Origin of the sequence: Pseudomonas sp. E6002 (assembly GCF_013385565.1) — a bacterium.
Taxonomy (GTDB): domain Bacteria; phylum Pseudomonadota; class Gammaproteobacteria; order Pseudomonadales; family Pseudomonadaceae; genus Aquipseudomonas.
Window position 1 is genome coordinate 45932 of sequence record NZ_JACAPT010000015.1, and the last position, 19147, is coordinate 65078.

Genomic DNA, 19147 nt, shown 5'->3' on the forward strand with positions numbered 1-19147 from the left:
CCACCGAGAAATTATCCGCGTAGTAGCGGTGAAACTCCCGCAGCGACTCAATCAGCATGTAGTTGACCGGCATCCACAACGGCCCGCGCCAGTTGGAGTTACCGCCGTACAGCCGCGAATCGGACTCCGCCGGCTCATAGCGGGCACACAGGGTATTGCCATTCATCTTCAGCGCCAGCGGTTCCTCGGCGAACGCTTTCGAGAGTGAACGAACCCCAAAGGTGGAGAGAAACTCCGACTCATCCAGCATCCGCCGCAGCAAATCCTTGGTCCGCTCCCCCCGCAACAGCGCCAGCAGCAGGCGATTACCCTGCCCCGGCTCGTTCCAGCGCGACACCAGCTTGGCCAGGTCCGGCCGGTGTTTCATAAAACCCAGCAATCGCTCGCGCAACCCCTCCAACCCTTCGTGCTCGCGCTGCTCCAGCACCAGCACCGCAAACAGCGGCATCAGGCCGACGATGGAGCGCAGGCGCACCGGTTCGCTTTCACCGCCAGGCCGATGCAGCACGTCATAGAAAAACTGGTCCTGCTCATCCCACAAGCCTTCATCGCCATTGTCGACGCGGTTGATCGCCCCGGCGATGTACAGGAAGTGCTCAAAGAACTTCACCGCGATATCCACATACACGACATTGCGCTTGGCCAACTCCAGACCGATACGCATCAGGTCCAGCGCGTACGCCGCAACCCACGCTGTGCCGTCCGCCTGGTCCAACTGATAACCCGGCGGCAAATCAGCCGAGCGATCAAACAGCGCAATGTTGTCCAGCCCGAGAAACCCACCCTGGAACAGGTTGCGGCCCTCGGCGTCCTTGCGGTTGACCCACCAGGAAAAATTCAGCAGCAGCTTGTGGAAGATCCGCTCCAGGAAATCCATGTCGCCCACGCCATTCAGCGCCTTGTCCTGCTGATACACCCGCCAACTGGCCCAGGCATGCACCGGCGGGTTGGCGTCGTCGAAACGCCACTCGTAGGCCGGCAACTGACCGTTGGGGTGCATGAAGCGGTCTTTCACCAACAGCAACAGTTGCTGCTTGGCATAACCGGGGTCGATCAGGGCAACGGCCACCGCCTGGAACCCCTGGTCCCAGGAGGCATACCACGGATATTCCCAAGTGTCGGGCATCGAGAGAATGTCGAAATTCGACAAGTGCCGCCAATGGGTATTACGGATATGCAAACGCTCGGGCGGCGGCGCGGGCTGGGCCGGGTCGCCGTCGAGCCATTGATTCACGTCGAAGTAATACAGCTGCTTGGACCACAACAACCCCGCCAGAGCCTGGCGCTGCACGTTGCGTGCGTCTTCATCGGCGATGCCCTGCTGCAGCGCCGCGTAGAAATCATCAGTCTCCTGACGGCGTTCTTCGAACAGCTTGCGCGCATTGATCCACGGCGCCTCCGCCGGGGCGAAGCGCAGGTACAGGGTTTTGCTTTCCTGGCCCGCCAGTTCCAGGATGAAACGCGCGGCCACTTTCGTGCCCGAATCCCGGCGAATCGCCGATTCCAGGCCCGTAGTCACATAGTCGTTGATCCCGTCCTTGAACGGCCCCGGCGCCGGTTGCCCGTCCAGCCTGGGGTAGTTGGTTTCGTTCTCGCAGAACAGCCATTCCACCCCATCCTGGCCCCAGGCACTCAGGTGGCGATCGAACAGCTCATGGTGCCGCGCCACCACCTGTTCGCCCTCCAGGCGCAACTCGGGCCTGGGGGCATCGTGGGTCCAACTCCAGTCGTTGCGCGCCCACAGGTGCGGCAACACCTGCAGGCGTGTGGATTGGTCCGAACGGTTGTGCACGGTAATGCGCATGAACACATCATCGGGCTGGTGCTTGGCGTATTCGACGGTGACATCGCAATAGCGGTTGTCTTCGAAAACCCCGGTATCGAGGATCTCGTATTCGGCATCTCCAAGGCCACGGCGGGCGTTCTCGGTGATCAGGTCATCGTAGGGAAAGGCCGCGTGAGGGTATTTGTAGAGCATGCGCATGTAGGCATGGCTCGGCACGCCATCGACGAAAAAGTACAGTTCCTTGACGTCTTCGCCGTGGTTGCCCTCGGCGTTGTTCAGGCCGAACAGGCGTTCCTTGATGATCGCGTCGCGCTCGTTCCACAGCGCCAGGCCCAGGCACCAGCGCTGGGCCTTGTCGCTGAAGCCCGCCAGGCCATCCTCGCCCCAGCGGTAGGCGCGGCTGCGGGCATGTTCGTGGGGGAAGTAGCGCCAGGCATCGCCGTCGGCGCTGTAGTCTTCGCGCACCGTGCCCCATTGCCGCTCGCTCAGGTAGGGGCCCCAGTCACGCCAGCGCTCGCCGTCAGGCTTGGCCAGGCGCTGGCCTTCAATCGTTTCCAGAATGTTCGTCGCAGGCTGTGCCGTCATCGAGTCTTCCGTCGCGTTCAGAGGTGACGGCCAGTGTAGAGCCCTTCGACGGTGAGATGCACGTGAAGCTGACGTCATCCAGCTCATTCATTTGCAGAATGAAGTCCAGAGGAATCTTCGTTTGCAAGGCGCCGGCAGGCCCAACAAAATCAGGCATCCGTGCTTTTCCTCTCTATAGCCGCCAGGAATTTTTCTATGCCCACCGTCAGCCCTGACGAGATTCGCAAAGGCTTCTCCAAAGCCATGTCCGACATGTACCGCGATGAAGTGCCGCTGTATGGCGCACTGATGGAACTGGTGGCCGAGACCAATGCCCGGGTGCTGGAAACCGACACCGCGCTGGCGCAACAACTGAAGCGCACCGGGGAAATCCAGCGCCTGGACAGGGAGCGCCACGGCGCCATCCGCCTGGGCACCGCTGAAGAACTGGCCATCATCAGCCGCCTGTTTGCGGTGATGGGCATGCAGCCGGTGGGCTATTACGACCTCACGCCGGCCGGGGTACCGGTGCACTCCACCGCCTTTCGCGCCGTGCATGAAAGCGCCCTGCAAACCAGCCCCTTCCGGGTGTTCACTTCGCTGCTGCGCCTGGAGCTGATCGAAAACCCGGAACTGCGGGCCTTCGCCCAGTCAGCCCTGGCCAAGCGTTCGATCTTCACCCCACGCGCCCTTGAGCTGATCCAACAAGCCGAAGCCGACGGCGGCCTCGACGCCGCCCATGCCGAAGAGTTTATCCAGCAAGCCCTGGAAACCTTCCGCTGGCACCACACCGCCACCGTCACTGCCGCGCAATACCAGCAACTGAGCGACCAGCACCGGCTGATCGCCGACGTGGTCGCCTTCAAGGGCCCGCACATCAACCACCTGACACCGCGCACCCTGGACATTGACCAGGTGCAGGCGGCAATGCCCGGCAAAGGCATCACCCCCAAGGCGGTGATCGAAGGCCCGCCCCGCCGCCAGTGCCCGATACTGCTGCGCCAGACCAGCTTCAAGGCCCTGGATGAAGCCATTGCCTTTACCGATGCCAAGGGCAGCCACAGCGCGCGCTTTGGTGAAATCGAACAACGCGGCGTGGCGCTGACCCCCAAGGGCCGCGCGCTGTACGACCAATTGCTGAATGCCGCACGGGATGAATTGGGCGCGTTTCCGAATGAGGCCAATGCCGGGCGCTACACCGAATTGATGGAGCAGCACTTCCAGGCGTTTCCCGATAATTACCAGCAGATGCGTGAGCAGGAGCTGGCGTACTTCCGCTACTTCGTAACCGAGAAAGGCTTGGCCGCCCAGGACAAGTTTAAAACCCTGGACGAACTGATCGCCGCCGGCCACGTGGACGTGGAGCCGTTGGTATACGAAGATTTTCTGCCGGTGAGTGCGGCGGGGATTTTCCAGTCGAACCTGGGGGATGCGGCGCAGAGTCACTACGCGGCCAACTCCAACCAGGCCGAGTTTGAAAAGGCCTTGGGTCGCCAGACTATCGACGAGTTGAAGTTGTACGGTGAAACCCAGCAGCGCTCGATTGACGAATGCAAGCGCGCGCTGCTGGCTTGAAAGAGAGAGTTCGCCCGGCCACAGCGCATTCCATGCGCCGTCTAAGAGCCCCAGTGCCGGGCGAACGGTTGGCATGATAGGCAGCGGCGGTGCTGCTGTCTTTCGGGCAATTCTGAACAAATCTTCTACTTGGCCGTCGCTTTCTCCAGTTGCTCGACGATCTTGTCTTTGATCAACAGGCGTTTCTTCTTCAGCTTCTCCAGCTCCTCGTCACCGCCGCTTGAGGACTCAAGCTCCAGCACCTCCTTGTCGGCGCTGTCGTATTGGTGGAGCAGCGAATCCAATCGGTTATCGCTCGCCCTGCGTTCATGAATAGCTTCCTTGCTCAAACCCAGGTCCTGATACAGGTCGTGTTTCACTGGCATGGAGTACCTCCGCAAGTTGATCATTGACTGAATGCCCCTTGAAGCTAGCCCATCCGGCGGGCTCTTGTCATGTTTGAGATCAACCTGTCGCGTTTGCGTCCCCGTTCGTCGCGGGGCAGACGATTTCATAAAACCTTTGGCGCACGCTGCCCTCCACTGTAGATCGTCACCCGATGGAGAACAGGTTCCATGAATCACGCTGCCAACGCTGTCGACACCCAGTGCATCAACACCATTCGTACCCTCGCCATGGACGCTGTGCAAAAGGCCAACTCCGGCCACCCCGGCACTCCCATGGGCCTGGCGCCCGTCGGTTACACCTTGTGGAGCCGCTTTCTGCGCTATCACCCCGAGCACCCCGACTGGCCCAACCGTGACCGTTTCGTGTTGTCGGTGGGCCATGCCTCGATGCTGTTGTATTCGCTGCTGCACCTGGCGGGCGTGGTGGAGATTGACGCCCACGGCAAGCGCTCCGGCCAGCCGGCCATCAGCCTGGACGACATCAAGCAGTTCCGGCAGATGAGCTCCAAAACTCCCGGCCACCCCGAATACCGCATGACCACCGGCGTAGAAACCACCACCGGCCCCCTCGGCCAGGGGTGCGCCAACAGCGTCGGCATGGCCATGGCCGAGCGTTGGCTGGCCAAGCGTTTCAACCGTGACGACCAGGTGCTGTTCGACTACAACGTCTACACCCTGTGCGGCGACGGCGACATGATGGAAGGCATCAGCAGCGAAGCCGCGTCCATCGCCGGGCACTTGAAGCTGGAGAACCTGTGCTGGATCTACGACAACAACACCATCAGCATCGAAGGCCACACTGAACTGGCCTTCAGCGAAGACGTGATCAAGCGTTTCCAGGCTTATGGCTGGCACACCTTGCACGTCACCGATGCGAACAACCTGCTGGCCCTGAGCGACGCGCTGAGCACGTTCCAGAAAAACACTGGGGCACCGACGCTGATCGTGGTCGACAGCGTGATCGGCTATGGCTCGCCCCACAAGCACAACACCGCGTCGGCCCATGGCGAGCCTTTGGGCGAAGAAGAAATCCGCCTGACCAAAGCCGCGTACGGCTGGCCCGAAGACTCAAGCTTCCTGGTGCCGGATGAAGCACGCACGGTCCTGCGGGATGCACTGCTCAAGCGCAGCAAGCCGCTGTATGAGCAATGGACTGAGACCCTGTCCCACCTCGAACAGTACGAACCGGAACTGGCCGATGAACTGCGCCGCATGCGTGCCGGCGAGATGCCCGAGCATTGGCAGGAGCAACTGCCGAGCTTTGCCACTGATGCCAAAGGCGTCGCCAGCCGTGCCGCCGGTGGCGAGGTGTTGAATGCGTTTGCCAAGCAGATCCCATGGCTACTGGGGGGCTCGGCCGACTTGTCGCCGTCCACCAAGACCAACCTGACGTTCGACGACGCCGGGCGCTTCAGCGCCGAGAACTACGGCGGGCGCAACCTGCACTTCGGCATTCGTGAACATGCCATGGGCGCGATTGCCAACGGCATGGCGCTGTCATACCTGCGGCCCTACACCTCGACCTTCCTGGTGTTCAGCGACTACATGAAACCGCCGATTCGTCTCGCGGCGATCATGGAACTGCCGGTGGTGTTCGTGTTTACCCATGACTCGATTGGTGTCGGCGAAGACGGCCCCACTCACCAGCCCATCGAACACCTGACCCAGTTGCGGGCGACGCCGGGGTTGCTGACCCTGCGCCCGGGCGACGCGAATGAAACCCTGGAAGCCTGGAAGATCGCCCTGGCCCAGACCCATCGGCCAACCTGCGTGGTGCTGTCGCGGCAGAACCTGCCGACCCTGGACCGCACGAAATACGCAGCGGCGACGGGTACATCCCGTGGTGCTTATGTGCTGGCCGGCGCCGATAAGCCCCAGGTGATCCTGATGGCCACCGGCAGTGAAGTCAGCCTGGCGGTGGAAGCCTATGAGCAACTGAAGACTGAAGGCGTGGCGGCGCAAGTGGTGTCGATGCCCAGCTGGGAACTGTTCGAAGAACAGGACCAGGCCTATCGCGACAGCGTGCTACCACCCGCAGTGAAGGCACGCCTGGTGGTGGAACAGGCCGGCCCGTTGGGTTGGGATCGCTACGTGGGGCAAACCGGGGCCAAGGTGGTGATGAACAGCTTTGGCGCCTCGGCACCGCTGTCCAAGTTGCAGGCCAAGTTCGGCTTTACCCTGGACAATGTGGTGAAGCTGGCGAAGGAGCAAGTCAGGCTCAACAGCTGAGCCAGTGCATGCATGCCGGGCGTGGCCTACCGAGGGAAACCTCGGCGCCACGCCCTGCTGCTCATTTCCCGCCGGTGACATCCAGGAACGTACCGGTGATGAAGGACGCCTCGGCGCCTGCCAGCCACAGGATCGCCCGAGCCACTTCTTCAGGCTGACCGCCGCGGCCCATGGGGATCGAATCCTTCACGCGATCAACCCGCCCTGGCTCCCCGCCACTGGCGTGAATGTCGGTGTAGATATGCCCCGGGCGGATGCAGTTGACGCGTATTCCCTCCCTGGCCACTTCCTTGGCAAACCCGATGGTGAAGGTCTCGAGAGCCCCCTTTGATGCGGCGTAGTCGACATATTCGTTGGGGCTGCCCAGCCGGGCGGATGCCGACGAGATATTGATCACGGCACCACCCCGCCCCTGGTGACGAAACGACATGCGCTTCACCGCTTGCTGGGCACACAGCATCGGCCCGATCGCGTTGACCGCGAAAATCCGCTGCATCCGCTCGAACGGCAAGTCTTCGACCCGGGACTGCAATGCGTTGATCCCGGCGTTGTTAACCAGCACATCGATGCGCCCGAACGTCCGATCTATCGCCGCAAATAACTGGACGACCTGCTCCGGGTCTGCGCTGTCCGCGCGTACAGCCAACGCCCGGCGCCCTGCCGCTTCTACATCCGCCACCACCGCGAGGGCGGCAGACTCATCGGAAACGAAGCTGATCGCCACGTCATAACCTTGTGCGGCGGCCAGCCGCGCGGTGGCGGCGCCAACGCCACGACTTCCACCTGTTATCAGAATCAGCGGTGCCTGCGGGACGGTATCCATTGCGCGAACCTTCATGTGGTGGTGGAAAATGCTTTGCCTGCTGTCAGCCGATCAGGATGGTGCCCGTGGCAATCACCACGCACGCCAGCACCTTGCGGACCGTCAGTGTCTCGCCCAGGAAGAAATAGCCGATCAGTGCCGCAAACAGCACGCTGGTCTCGCGCAAGGCCGAGACCGCGCCCATGGGCGCACCGGCCATGGCATAGATAATGATTCCGTAGGCCAGGAGCGACACCAGCCCACCGGCGAAGGCCGTGAAAAACCCGGGCCGCAGGCTGAACAGACTTTTCGGGCCCCGCAGGCCGATATACACCGCCGGCATCAACACGCCCCACAAGGCGCACATCCACACCGTGTAGGCCATCGGCGCACCCGACAGGCGCGCGCCGATGCCGTCTGTCACGCTGTAGGCGGCAATGAAACAGCCGGTGCCCAGGGCGTATGGCAGGCTGGGAACGGCGAGCCGGCGCCCCCTGAACGCCAGGGAAATGATGCCGCCCGACACCAGGGCAATGCCCAGAAGCGAGCTGGCCGAGACACTCTCCCCGGCAAACACGGCGGCACCCAAAGTGATCAGCACCGGCGAGGAGCCCCGTGAAATCGGGTAGGTCTGCCCCAGGTCTCCGACTTTGTAGCTGCGCACCAGGAACAGGTTGTAGCCCACGTGCAGCACCGCTGACAGCACCACATAAAACCAGCTGGCTGGCGCCGGAGGGTCCAGGAACACCGCAACGCCGCCACTGGCGATAGCGACCGCCAGGCACATCACCGTCATTGACCAGAGTCGGTCGGCGCCGCCACGCAGCAGCGCATTCCAACTGGCGTGCAGTAAGGCAGCGAAGAGGACCAGGAGAATAATGGGATAAGGCATGGGCCCATCCTAAGCAAACCGGCGCCTTAACTGAAGCGAAGTCTGCTCATTGAAGAATGAGCAAATCCTCATGCTTTATTCGTAAGCCAGTCCGGCGTTTACGGCTTCCTGCATCAGCCAATCACGAAAGCTGACGATATGCGGCTGGGACTCGATGCCTTTGGGGCAGACAAAGTAATAAGCGACCGGTGACGGGAACGGCACATCGAACAGCCTCACCAGGCTGCCATCGCTCAGCTCTGACTCCACATGCCCACTGCGCGCCAATGCAATGCCCTGGCCGAGCAAAGCCGCCTCGATCGTCATGTTGGTGTCCGCAAACCTGACACTTTCCTTGAGCGGCGCAATCGCGAGCCCGACGTGCTGGAACCAGACTTCCCACTTCGGCACCAGGTCGGCGCCGTCGCGCATCAGCAAGGGATAGCGCAGCAATTCGGCGGGTGTGTGTGGCCGGCCAAAGCGTTTCAACAGATCGGGACTGGCCACCGGAAAAATCTGCTCGCGGAACAGGAACTCCGAGTACAGCGCCGGGTAATTCCCGTTGCCCAGGCGGATCGCAACATCAGCCTCCGCGCTTGAAAAGTTGATGATCTTGTCGCTGGAGTCGAGGGTGACCAATATTTCAGGGTGCCGTTGGGCCAGGCTCGGCAATCGGGGCAGCAGCCATTTCAGCGCGAAGGAATAGGTGGTACTGACCTTGAGCCGGACCCTGCCCTTTTGCTCGCGCAGGTCCGCGAGTGTCGCCTCAAGGTTCATGAAAAACTCGCGCACGATCGGCGCAAGGGCTGCTCCGGCAGGCGTCAGGCTGAGTGACTTGCCCCGCTGGAACAACTGCAATCCCCAGAGTTCTTCAAGGTGCTTGAGCTGATGGCTGACGGCACTCTGGGTGACATGCAACTCTTCTGAAGCCGAGGTGAAGGTTGCGTGGCGTGTGGCAACCTCAAAGGCGCGCAATGTCGAGGTGGGTGGCAGGTCTCTCATGGCATTGCTTCACCGTTTATGAATAGATGCTCATGATAGAACATCTATCCATTGCGCTGTAGGCCGCCCCTCAACCCAGCTGGAACCGCGCCGTGTTGTCGCTCAACGCCCGGCTGCCCTTGCTCAACCTATCCGCCGCCTGGTTCACCGCCCGCGCGCCGTCGAGCAAGCGCCCGGCGGCCTGGTCAACCTGCTGGATATTGCCGCTCACTTCATCCGCCGTCGCTGCCTGCTCCTCAACCGCCGTGGCGATCTGCGCCAGGGTGTCAGTGACGCTCTGCACCGCGCTGGCGATCTCCCCCAGGCGATGGCCTAGGCCCGTGACGGACTCGGCATCGGTCACCGCCTGCTCACAGGCCACGCCCATCAGGGTGACCGCCTGGCTCACCGTCGCGCGCAAACTGTCGACCGTGCCGGCGATCTGCGCCGTGGAGGCCTGGGTCCGTTGCGAGAGGCTGCGCACCTCATCGGCCACCACCGCAAAACCCCGCCCCTGTTCACCGGCCCGCGCAGCCTCGATGGCAGCGTTCAGCGCCAGCAGGTTGGTCTGCTCGGCGATACCCCGAATGGTGTCAACCACCGACTGGATCTGCTGGCCCTGCTGGCTGACGCGCTCCAATGCATCGGAGGTGTCGGTCAAGCGCTGGTTGAGTTGCTGGATACTCGCGGTGGTGCGCTGGCTGTCGCGGCTGCTGTCTTCGGCAATCTGCCGGGTTTTCTGCGCGCTGCCGGAGGCCTGCTCGCAGCTCTTGGCGACGCCCATGGAGGTCGCGGCCAACTGTGTGGCGGCCGCTGCAATCTGGCTGATCTGCTGTTGCTGGTCTTCCACTTCGGTCAGCGTACTGCCCGATTGTGAATTGAGTGTCAGCACCGCAGAGCCCAACTGCTGCGTCTCGTGATTGACCCCCAGCAGGCTGGTGCGCAACTGCACCACCGCCACGTTGAGCGCCGTGCTGATGGCCGCCAATTCATCGCGCCCTTCCACCGCCACTTCAACGCACAGATTACCGTCGCGCAGGGATTCGGCCAGGGTGGTGATGCCGCTGGCACTGCGGCGAATCGATGCCTGCAAGCACACGAACAGGTACAGGGCTGCCAGCGCCAGCACGCTGAACGTGACCGCCACCGGGATGAATTGCTTGAGCGAGCTGTCGCGGTAGTAACCCAGGCGCGCGTCCAGCGAGGTCAGCGACTGTTTACGCAACGCGCCGAGGGTACCGAGCATGCCATCCACACTGCGTTCGAAGCCGGTGGTATCGAGCTTGATGGTGCCCCCGAACACGCCTTCGTCCAGGGTCTTCAGTTCGTTGTCCAGCAGTTGCAAGCTGTCGTCGTATTGCGCGATCCAGGTTTGCAGCCCCGGGTATTGCTTGGCCTTGAGGGATGCGGCGGCCTTGACCAACTGGTCCCTTGCGTCGCCGATGCGACCGCGCAAATCCCGCATCTGCAAACGGCTTTGCAGGGTGAACTGCCCCGATGCGATGGATGACTGCCCGACGCTCGCCATACGCCCGATACGCTCGATCAGGTCGGGGGTTTGCTGGGTGGAAATCTGCATCAGCAAATAGGTTTCAAGCCACGGATCGAGGATCAACCCGGTGTCCATGGTGATCTGTTCGCGCAGGGTTTGCATCGCGCTCAGCGCAGACGTGAAGCGGTCATAACCATCCGGCCACCAGCCCACGGTGCGCAGGGATTGGGAATCCATGCCTGTGACCGAGGCTTGCAATGCCTCAAAACGTGCAAGGGTGTCCGGGCGGGCGTTCTGGGATTTGAGGGCCTCGCCCAGGGCCTGCACGCTTTGCAGGATCAGCGGGAAATTGGTATCGACCGCAGTCATGGCCGCCTTCGCCGCGGGTGTCTGGTCGTGGAGGATGTCGGCGGCTTTCCAGCGCGCCGCCAGGTTGCGCTGGGCGGTCAGTTGGGCGTCCAGGGCATCCAGCGCCAGCAGTTCGCGCACCCCGGATTGCTCATTGGAAATCACCGTCAGCTTGGTGCGGTACTCCTGCGCGATCATCCACAGGCTGCCCGCCAGGGGCAGCATGAACAGGAAAAACAGGATCTGGAACTTGCGCGCGAATCCAAAACGTCCGAGCAGGCGGATACCTGGCGACAACACACTTTGCATGTCCGACTACTCCTAGAACCACTCGCCTCTACAGCGAATCAAGCTTTGAAATGATTGACGGCAAAATGCCATGTCATTGATTAAGCTGGCTCTAGCAAGAAACGGACCGCTGTTGTCGGGCCCGCTGGATAGGCGGGACGTCGTGCAAAACACGCTGTACCGTGCGCGAAAATGGGGCGAAAGCACTCAGCGCAGGTGGCAGAACGGTAACCGTCTGACCAATACCGCAAGCGTGAGGGCGGCCGACAACCTGTGGCGAGGGAGCTTGCTCCCGCTGGGCTGCGAAGCGGCCCCAAAACAGGCACTGGTAGTCCGTCAGGTCGATATCGATTGCAGGGTTTAGGGCTGCTTCGAAGCCCAACGGGAACAAGTTCCTTCGCCACAGGATGGGTGCTTGCTGAATCAGGATTGCCGACTGGCAAACACCAACACTTTCTCCAGCATCCGGTCACAGGCCTCAAGCTGCGCAACGCTGATGAACTCGTCAGGCTTGTGCCCCTGGTCCATGCTGCCCGGTCCACATACCACGGTGGGAATGCCCGCCTGATCAAACAGCCCGCCTTCGCTGCCGAACGCCACTGTGCCGTATGCCTGAGAGCCACAGAAGTCGGCAACCCATTCAGCCGCCTGGCTCTGCGCTGATGTCGACAACCCTGGGTAACTCGACAGCTCACTGAAGTGGATTGCACACTGCCCGCTCACCGCCTGCATCGCGGGCAATAAGGTGTGCTCGGCGTAACCCCGCAGTTGGTCCGCGACGTGCCAGAGATTCTGTGCGGGCAGTGAGCGCACTTCGAAGTCGAAGCTGCAGTTTTGCGGGACGATATTCAGGGCGTTGCCACCGGCAATCATGCCGGTTTGCACGGTGGAGAACGGCGGATCAAAACTCCCGTCGTGATGTTGCGGCGCCTTGAGTTCTTCACCGAGCCGGCCCAGTTCGATGATCAACAGCGCGGCATATTCGATGGCGTTCACACCCGACGGCGCATACGCCGAATGGCACGCCGCGCCATGTACCTCGCAACGCATCGCCAGCTTGCCCTTGTGGCCCAGCACCGGCTTGAGTTCGGTCGGTTCGCCGATCACGCACAGTAACGGCTTGACGGTTTTTGCATGGAACGCTTCGATCAGCGATCCCACGCCCAGGCAGCCCACCTCTTCATCGTAAGACAGCGCGATATGCACCGGCATGCGCAGCGGTGCCTGCACCAGCGCCGGTACGCTGGCCAGCACGCAGGCGAGGTAGCCCTTCATGTCGGCGGTGCCACGCCCGTACAGCTTGCCATCCTTCTCGGTCAGTTCAAACGGCGCAACGCTCCAGCACTGACCGTCTACAGGTACGACGTCGGTATGGCCCGAAAGCACGATACCGGGCACCTCCGCCGGACCTATGGTGGCCAACAGATTGGCTTTGCTCTTTTGCTCGTTGAACAACAATTCACAGCTCACGCCATGGTGCTGCAAGTAGTTGCGCACGAAGTCGATCAGGGCGAGGTTGGATTCGCGGCTGGTGGTGTCAAAGCTGACCAGGTGCGCCAGCAGGTCACGGCTGCGGCTCATCGGTCATCTCCCGGCACCGCGTAGCCAGGGGCGCTTTGCGGGTTGATGGCGCGGTCGATATAGTCCTGCATTTGCCCGCGATAGGCCTGCCAGAGTTGGTCCAGGGTGCCGATCGGATCCACGTCGGCCCAGTCCACCCGCAGGTTGACGATGGGCCACAGGTGGTCACCGACCACCACCAGCGCGGCAGAATGTACTGGCCCCGCCTCGCCGCCTCCCGCCGCCCCCGCCTGCATGGAGGCGAGCAACCGGTCGGCGAGATGCCCGGGCGTATCTTCGAAGGCGCGCACCATGGCTTCGATCACACCGGTATTCGCCAGCATGTTCCCTGCCGCCACGCATTGCTCGCCGCTGACCGCGTGGTGGATGCCCAGGGTCTGCGCGCCGCTGAAGTGTGCGGTTCGGCCAGTGCTATCGATCACTGTCACCTGGCGATATTCGCTACGGCTCTGCGGGGTGAGCGCGGTGGCCAGCGCCTCGCTCGGGGCCATGCCCTGGGCCAAAAGGTCCAGGGTTTGCGGGCCGAGGGCCGGCAACGTGATGTTCTGCGACGCCACCGCGCCCACGCCGGGGCGCAGCCACGGGCAACGGGCGCCCACGGCAATGCTCGACGAGCTGATAGCGATACCCAACTGGCCGGTTTCGGCACAGCGGGCGACAACCGAAAAGGTCATGGGGGTTCCTGCCTGTGAGGGGTGAAATCAGTCGAGCAACGAAGGGTCGGCGTCGATCATCAACTGCTTCATTTCTTCAAAATGCCGTTGCGAGAAATCCGTGATGCCTTCCCATCCCCGCGCGGTCTTTTCAGCCACTTCGTCAGACAGTATCCGCAGCGGCTGGCCGGTGGACCACGCCGTGACGAGGATCTGGCAGGCGCGCTCCAGGGTCCAGATATCATCGAATGCCTCGCCGATGGAGGTGGCTGTGACCATCACCCCATGGTTGCCCATCAACAAGCGGCTCTTGCCATCCAGCAAACCGGCGAGGCGCTCGCCCTCGGCCTCGGTGTCGGCCATGCCACCGTACAGCTCGTCCACCGCCACGCGATTGAAATAGCGCGCGGTGTTCTGGTCGATCGCAGGGATATGCGGCTTGGCCAGGCAGGCTACCGCCGTGGTGTACACCGGGTGCAGGTGCAGCACGGCGCGGGTTTGCGGCAACAGCCGGTGAATCTGCCCGTGGATCGACCAGGCGGTAGCGTCTACCTCCGGATGATCGGCACCGCCGGCGTCGTCGGCATTCAACAGCAGCATGTCACTGGCGCGGATACGCGAGAAGTGCTTCCACTTCGGGTTGAGCAGGAACTGTTTGCCGTCGGCCGACACCGCCGCGCTGAAATGGTTGGCCACTGCCTCATGCATGCCAAGGTGCGCAACGATGCGGAAAGTTGCCGCCAGGTCGATGCGGGTTTGCTCTTCAAGTGATAACGCCATGTAGCTTTCTCCGCAGGACAAGTACCCCATAATCTGTAGTGAGCAAGCTCGCTCGTCACAGGTATGGCGTGTTCCTTAAGTGAACAGTTTCCGGTCAGGACTTCGGCATCAGCTCGGCGATGTCGGCATCGGTAGGCGCCTGGAAGTTGTATTTCTTGAGCAAGGCGGCGTATTCAGGGGTGGCGCTGAACTTCTTGATGCCTTCGATCAAGGCGTTCTTGACCTCGTCATTGCCCTTCTTCACACCAAAGCCGTTCAACACCGGGTAGATCAAGGTATCGGAAGAAATCACCACGCGCCCGCCGAGTTTTTCCACTGCGCCACGGGCCACGGCCGCATCGGTGATCTGCGCTTCAACAGCATGAGCCAGCAAGGCCTGGGTGGTTTGCGGGTCGGTACTGTACTCGCCGATCGCGATCGGCTTCAGCCCTTTCTTCACACAGTACTCATCCGACAGCTTGTGCATCTGCGCCAGCCAGGAGGTGGCGCCCATCGAGCCGATCTTGTGGCCGCAGAACTCTTCAGGGGTCTTGGGCTGGAAGTCGCTGCCCTTGAGCGTCAGGATCGACTCACCGCTTTTCAGGTAGGGAATCATATCGATGACTTTCACCCGTTCGGCGGTGATGTACATCGAAGAGTTGGTCACGTCGAATCGCCCCGCCTGCAGGCCGGTGATCAGGTTGGGAAAGCGCGTGTCGAGGGTCTCGACGGTGCGCCCCATGGTCTTGGCCAGGCCATCCATGAATTCGATATCAAAGCCGGCGGGCTTGTTGTTATCCATGTATTCATAGGGAAAGAAGGTCACATCGGAACCTGCGACGATTTTCCCGTCTTTCTGGAAAGCCGAAGCCGCCAACGACGTCATTGCAACCGCAGCGCCCAGCAGGCACACGGCAATAGGGCGAGCAATCATCTGAAACGCTGTCATGGTAATACCCTGCAAGGTGAGAAGAAGGTTAGGCAGTGACTGAATCCTGGCCGGCCTGTTGCACAAAGAAAGAGGCGCCACGGGGCTTCTGCGGCAAGCGCAGGTGGTTTTCCGTGGAACGCACCAGCCCACTTTCTTCACCGGCCACTATCAGGCCGGCGTGCGCGCTGGGCAGCGGGTTTTCGCCGAATGGAAGCGCGTCTTCAGCGGCGTAGACGCTGATGAACAGGGTGCGCGGCAGTTCGGTCTCGTTAGGGCTTGAAGCGTGCAAAAGACGGGTGTGCATGAAGCACACGGAACCGGCCGGGCCATAACAGGCGACCGGGTCGTGGCACAGGTCGTCGACCACCGTGTCGTCCACCGAACCGGTGAAACGCTGGTCGTGCCAGTGGGACCACAACGGGCCTTTGTGGCTGCCGGGAATCACATTCAACGGGCCATTCTGCGGTGTGACTTCACTGACCATCAGCAAGGCCGTGACGATGTCGTCATTGCTGTGGGGCGTGAACAGGAAGTCCTGGTGCCACTTCACCTGCGTGGCGGTGTGGGGCAGTTTCGAGTTGATCTTGCTGTGATGAAAACGCGTGCCGCCGCCCCCGATCAGTTGCGCGGAGATCGCTGCCATCCGCGAATGCAACGCCACACGCTGGTATGCCGGCGAAATTTCGGTGGGCGAACTCACTCGGCGCAGCGAGGGATGATCCGGGCGATGGTCGCCTTCCAGGTCGAAACGCGCACGGCCATCTGCCGTTTCACCCCAGCCCTGTTCGTGGCTGCGGCTGTCTTCTACCCACTGGTCGAAGTCGTGCTGCAACGCGGCGACTTCTTCAGCCGACAGCACGTCTTGCACCACCAGAAAACCGTCCCGGTGAAACTGTTCAATTTGCGCTTGCTCGATCATGTTGTGGCTCTCTTGTCGCTCGAACGTTAAAGGGGTTACGCCAGCGAGACGTCCTTGAGGAACGCCTCCACACGTGGGTTTTCGCCGCTGCGCAGCGCCTGCGGCGTGTCGTCGCACACCACACGGCCTCTCTCCATGAACACGATCCGGTCGGAGACCTTGAACGCGAAATTCATCTCATGGGTGACGATCACCATGGTGATGCCTTCCTGGGCCAGGGCCTCGATGACCTGCAGGACTTCGTTGACTTTTTCCGGGTCCAGGGCCGAGGTGGGCTCGTCAAACAGCATGATTTGCGGGCGCATCATCAGGGCGCGGGCGATGGCCACGCGCTGCTGTTGGCCACCGGAAAGCTGATGCGGGTACTTCCAGGCGTGATCGAGCATGCCGACCTTGTGCAGCAGCGCGTAGGCTTGTTGCTTCAGCTCATCCAGCTTGCCGAGGTGGTGGTACTTCGGCGCCATCAGCAAGTTGTCGAGCACGCTCAGATGCGGGAATAGATTGAAGCTCTGGAACACCATGCCGATGTTCAGGCGATGCTCGGCGTGCTCGACATACTGCGGCTTCTGCGCGCCGACTTTGTTCAGGTGAATAAAGGGTTGGCCGTTGATCTGGATCTCGCCGTTGTCCAGTTGCTCAAGACCGTTGAGCAGGCGAATCAGGGTGGTTTTTCCGGAGCCCGAAGGCCCGATCACCGACACTACTTCGCCGGGCTGGATCTGCAGGTTGACCGAGCCCAGTACCTCTACATCGTTGTAGGCCTTGTGCAGCAGGCTGGCCTGCAGCGCCGGGCCTTCGGTACTGACAGGGCGTTGCAGGGCGACGTGCTGTCGGGTCGCCAGCGCCAGCACCTCGGCATCAGGTACCCGGGACACGTTGCGTTGATTGACGTCGAGAAAACGCTCGAGCCGTTTGAGCAGGAAGTCGAACACCGTGACGATGAACACGTAGAAAAAAGCCACCGCCGCCATCGTCTCGATCACCAGGAAATTCTGCGAATACAGGCGCTGGCCGACCATCAGGATCTCGGTCAGCGAAATCACCGACACCAACGAGGTCAGCTTGACGATGGAGATGTATTCGTTGGCCAGCGACGGCAGCGCCACCCGCAATGCCTGCGGGATCACCACCCGCCACTGGATCCCGAAAAACTTCAGCCCCAGTGCCCGGGCGGCCTCGCTCTGACCTTTGGGAATCGACAGCAGGCCGCCCCGGTGAATCTCAGCGACATAGGCGGTTTCGCAGATCACCAGCGCCAGCAGGCCGGCCCAGAACGGGTCCGCCAGAATCACCGACGTGGCGGGAATCGCCTGTGGCAGGTTGTAGATGAAGATCAGCAGCACCAGCAGCGGCAGGCTGCGGAACAACCAGATATAGCCACGCGCCGGCAGGCTAATCAGCGCGTGCTTTGACTGCTTGGCCAGGGCCAGCAGGAAGCCCAGCGCGATACTCAGGACCCATGTCAACGAACTGAGCTGGATGACCGTCCATGTCGCCCGCCAGAACTCGGCATCGGCCAGCAAACCAAACATGTAATTCCAGTTGAAAGTCATCGTCACTGTGCTCGACAAAAAAAATGAAAATGCCCACCGAATGCTCAACGTGAAGGTCGAACCCTGATCTGCACCGATGGATTGAGATTCGTGGGGAGAGGCCCTTGGGGTCAATTCGTAAAAGCCGGCCTATTGGGTAGGGAGAACCTACGCAGCGTCACCGTTCCCTGGGTGACGACTGGACTGGTAAAACAGCCTGTCTCTTAATGGGGCGACACCTCGCCCATCAGGCAATCAGCGCCACATCTTGGTGCGAAGCAAACGCGATCCCCTGTGGGAGCTGGCTTGCCTGCGATAGCATCGCCCCGGTGTACCTGGAAGACCGAGGTGCCTGCATCGCAGGCAAGCCAGCTCCCACAGAAAAGCAGGAAAGCACGCGGCTCAGCCCGCGCCGTTCAGGGTGCGCACCGCATGGGCATCAAAAAAGCTCGGGGCCGCCATGCCCGGGATGTACTGGTCTGAAACGAACATGCGGCAACGCTCGGCAAACGCCGACACCACGCGGGACAATTGGGTATTGCTCGCCGTGGCATAGCCCAGCTGCATGGGCCGGTGCGGGCCGGACAAGCGCAGGCGGATCAAGCGCTTGCCGTCCTGGGAAAGATTGGCTTTGGGCCGGGCATTCGCGAAGGAATAGCCGATGCCATTGGCAACCATCGAGCGCACGGTTTCAAGGTTGCTGGAGCGCATGATGATGTTCGGTGTGGTACCGGCCTGCATAAAGAAGCTGAGGAAATATTCCCGACTCCAGGGCGTGTCCAGCAGCACCACCGGGTAATCCTCAAGGTCGAGCATGCTCACCGCCGACAGGCTTGCGAGCGGGTGGTACTCACCCACCATCACATACGGCGGTAATTGCGCCAGCGGCTGGAAGTCGATGTCGTCACTGGTCACCAGGTCGTAGGTCAGGGCGATATCGATCTCGGCGCTGCGCAGTTTTTCCAGCATTTCCTCGTGGTTGCCCTCCACTTGCGTGAGGCGTACACCTGGAAACGCGCGGCCAAAACCAAACACCAGCTCAGGGGTGATCATCGGCGCCAGCCACTCCAGGCAACCCACCCGCAGCGGTCCGCGCACGGTGTTCAGCGACTCGGAAGCGATGGTGTAGAGGTTGGTCATCTGCTCCAGGATCAGCTTGGCCTCCTGCATCACCTGGCGCCCCACTGCCGTGAGGGAAATGCCCTGGGCGTGATGCCGCACAAACAGCTGGATGCCCAACTCGGCCTCCATGTGGGTGATCGCAGCCGAGATAGACGGCGACGACACATGAATGCGCTCAGACGCCGCACTGATGCTGCCTGCCTCACCGGAAGCCACGAAATATTCCAGTTGGCGCTGGGTAATACGACTGAGCATCACGCCTCCACATCATCAATAAGCTGACGCCAAGCCGGCGCCGCCTGCCTCAAACACAGCGTTGCATGGTTCA

At 61.6% G+C, this 19147-nt stretch carries 15 protein-coding genes and 1 pseudogene (1 of these 16 only partly in view); 2 read left to right on the forward strand and 14 right to left on the reverse strand.

Features of this window, described 5'->3' with window-relative positions:
* Together HX815_RS13745 and HX815_RS13750 are read right to left on the reverse strand one after the other, a co-directional pair.
* Positions 1-2371 (reverse strand): annotated as a pseudogene (locus HX815_RS13745) (glucosidase) (it extends 250 nt beyond the left edge of the window).
* The gene (locus HX815_RS13750; RefSeq protein ID WP_177022110.1) at positions 2331-2528 is read right to left on the reverse strand and encodes a hypothetical protein; all 198 of its coding nucleotides are present in this window, start codon (positions 2526-2528) and stop codon (positions 2331-2333) included. Before HX815_RS13750 ends, HX815_RS13745 begins: the two are co-directional and overlap by 41 nt.
* A 38-nt stretch (positions 2529-2566) precedes the next feature.
* Here HX815_RS13750 and HX815_RS13755 point away from each other — a divergent pair, with 38 nt between their 5' ends.
* Positions 2567-3925, forward strand: coding sequence for a VOC family protein (locus tag HX815_RS13755; RefSeq protein ID WP_177028415.1), 1359 nt, complete (start codon positions 2567-2569; stop codon positions 3923-3925).
* Positions 3926-4050: 125 nt separating this feature from the next.
* On the opposite strand, the gene HX815_RS13760 is transcribed toward HX815_RS13755, so the two are convergent.
* Entirely contained in the window at positions 4051-4290 is a 240-nt protein-coding gene (locus HX815_RS13760) for a DUF465 domain-containing protein (RefSeq protein WP_003215657.1), read from the reverse strand.
* Between the two features lie 189 nt (positions 4291-4479).
* On the opposite strand from HX815_RS13760, the gene tkt reads away from it, so the two are divergent.
* Positions 4480-6540 carry a transketolase gene (gene tkt / locus HX815_RS13765; RefSeq protein WP_177028416.1) on the forward strand — a complete coding sequence of 687 codons (2061 nt, stop codon included), beginning with the start codon at positions 4480-4482 and terminating at the stop codon, positions 6538-6540.
* A 61-nt stretch (positions 6541-6601) separates the two neighbouring features.
* On the opposite strand, the gene HX815_RS13770 is transcribed toward tkt, so the two are convergent.
* The 11 genes from HX815_RS13770 to HX815_RS13820 form a co-directional block, all read right to left on the reverse strand.
* Positions 6602-7363 (reverse strand): SDR family oxidoreductase, encoded by a 762-nt coding sequence (locus HX815_RS13770; protein ID WP_003215653.1) that lies wholly within the window; start codon positions 7361-7363, stop codon positions 6602-6604.
* A 43-nt stretch (positions 7364-7406) separates the two neighbouring features.
* Complete coding sequence (locus tag HX815_RS13775) at positions 7407-8234, reverse strand: DMT family transporter (protein WP_008434678.1); 828 nt, start codon at positions 8232-8234, stop codon at positions 7407-7409.
* A gap of 75 nt (positions 8235-8309) precedes the next feature.
* Positions 8310-9215 carry a transcriptional regulator GcvA gene (gene gcvA / locus HX815_RS13780; RefSeq protein ID WP_087693730.1) on the reverse strand — a complete coding sequence of 302 codons (906 nt, stop codon included), beginning with the start codon at positions 9213-9215 and terminating at the stop codon, positions 8310-8312.
* A 70-nt stretch (positions 9216-9285) separates the two neighbouring features.
* Complete coding sequence (locus tag HX815_RS13785; protein ID WP_177028417.1) at positions 9286-11343, reverse strand: methyl-accepting chemotaxis protein; 2058 nt, start codon at positions 11341-11343, stop codon at positions 9286-9288.
* A gap of 402 nt (positions 11344-11745) precedes the next feature.
* Positions 11746-12903, reverse strand: a complete 1158-nt coding sequence (argE, locus tag HX815_RS13790; RefSeq protein WP_003215645.1) for an acetylornithine deacetylase — start codon at positions 12901-12903, stop codon at positions 11746-11748.
* Positions 12900-13577, reverse strand: a complete 678-nt coding sequence (locus HX815_RS13795; RefSeq protein WP_008434686.1) for a DUF1028 domain-containing protein — start codon at positions 13575-13577, stop codon at positions 12900-12902. Before HX815_RS13795 ends, argE begins: the two co-directional genes overlap by 4 nt.
* Positions 13578-13604: 27 nt before the next feature.
* The gene (locus HX815_RS13800) at positions 13605-14336 is read right to left on the reverse strand and encodes a class II aldolase and adducin N-terminal domain-containing protein (protein WP_008434687.1); all 732 of its coding nucleotides are present in this window, start codon (positions 14334-14336) and stop codon (positions 13605-13607) included.
* Between the two features lie 94 nt (positions 14337-14430).
* Positions 14431-15264: an ABC transporter substrate-binding protein gene (locus HX815_RS13805; RefSeq protein WP_177028418.1), complete on the reverse strand. Its 834-nt coding sequence runs from the start codon at positions 15262-15264 to the stop codon at positions 14431-14433.
* A gap of 28 nt (positions 15265-15292) precedes the next feature.
* The gene (locus HX815_RS13810; RefSeq protein WP_003215632.1) at positions 15293-16165 is read right to left on the reverse strand and encodes a phytanoyl-CoA dioxygenase family protein; all 873 of its coding nucleotides are present in this window, start codon (positions 16163-16165) and stop codon (positions 15293-15295) included.
* Between the two features lie 35 nt (positions 16166-16200).
* Entirely contained in the window at positions 16201-17718 is a 1518-nt protein-coding gene (locus HX815_RS13815; protein WP_177028419.1) for an amino acid ABC transporter permease/ATP-binding protein, read from the reverse strand.
* A 381-nt stretch (positions 17719-18099) separates the two neighbouring features.
* Complete coding sequence (locus HX815_RS13820) at positions 18100-19074, reverse strand: LysR family transcriptional regulator (protein ID WP_008434694.1); 975 nt, start codon at positions 19072-19074, stop codon at positions 18100-18102.
* Positions 19075-19147: the final 73 nt, after the last annotated feature.

What these genes read in the sequence shown, in the direction of transcription:
- HX815_RS13750 (WP_177022110.1), bottom strand. Translation starts at nt 2,528, where the DNA reads ATGCCTGATTTTGTTGGGCCTGCCGGCGCCTTGCAAACGAAGATTCCT.
- HX815_RS13755 (WP_177028415.1), top strand. Translation starts at nt 2,567, where the DNA reads ATGCCCACCGTCAGCCCTGACGAGATTCGCAAAGGCTTCTCCAAAGCC.
- HX815_RS13760 (WP_003215657.1), bottom strand. Translation starts at nt 4,290, where the DNA reads ATGCCAGTGAAACACGACCTGTATCAGGACCTGGGTTTGAGCAAGGAA.
- tkt (WP_177028416.1), top strand. Translation starts at nt 4,480, where the DNA reads ATGAATCACGCTGCCAACGCTGTCGACACCCAGTGCATCAACACCATT.
- HX815_RS13770 (WP_003215653.1), bottom strand. Translation starts at nt 7,363, where the DNA reads ATGGATACCGTCCCGCAGGCACCGCTGATTCTGATAACAGGTGGAAGT.
- HX815_RS13775 (WP_008434678.1), bottom strand. Translation starts at nt 8,234, where the DNA reads ATGCCTTATCCCATTATTCTCCTGGTCCTCTTCGCTGCCTTACTGCAC.
- gcvA (WP_087693730.1), bottom strand. Translation starts at nt 9,215, where the DNA reads ATGAGAGACCTGCCACCCACCTCGACATTGCGCGCCTTTGAGGTTGCC.
- HX815_RS13785 (WP_177028417.1), bottom strand. Translation starts at nt 11,343, where the DNA reads ATGCAAAGTGTGTTGTCGCCAGGTATCCGCCTGCTCGGACGTTTTGGA.
- argE (WP_003215645.1), bottom strand. Translation starts at nt 12,903, where the DNA reads ATGAGCCGCAGCCGTGACCTGCTGGCGCACCTGGTCAGCTTTGACACC.
- HX815_RS13795 (WP_008434686.1), bottom strand. Translation starts at nt 13,577, where the DNA reads ATGACCTTTTCGGTTGTCGCCCGCTGTGCCGAAACCGGCCAGTTGGGT.
- HX815_RS13800 (WP_008434687.1), bottom strand. Translation starts at nt 14,336, where the DNA reads ATGGCGTTATCACTTGAAGAGCAAACCCGCATCGACCTGGCGGCAACT.
- HX815_RS13805 (WP_177028418.1), bottom strand. Translation starts at nt 15,264, where the DNA reads ATGACAGCGTTTCAGATGATTGCTCGCCCTATTGCCGTGTGCCTGCTG.
- HX815_RS13810 (WP_003215632.1), bottom strand. Translation starts at nt 16,165, where the DNA reads ATGATCGAGCAAGCGCAAATTGAACAGTTTCACCGGGACGGTTTTCTG.
- HX815_RS13815 (WP_177028419.1), bottom strand. Translation starts at nt 17,718, where the DNA reads ATGACTTTCAACTGGAATTACATGTTTGGTTTGCTGGCCGATGCCGAG.
- HX815_RS13820 (WP_008434694.1), bottom strand. Translation starts at nt 19,074, where the DNA reads ATGCTCAGTCGTATTACCCAGCGCCAACTGGAATATTTCGTGGCTTCC.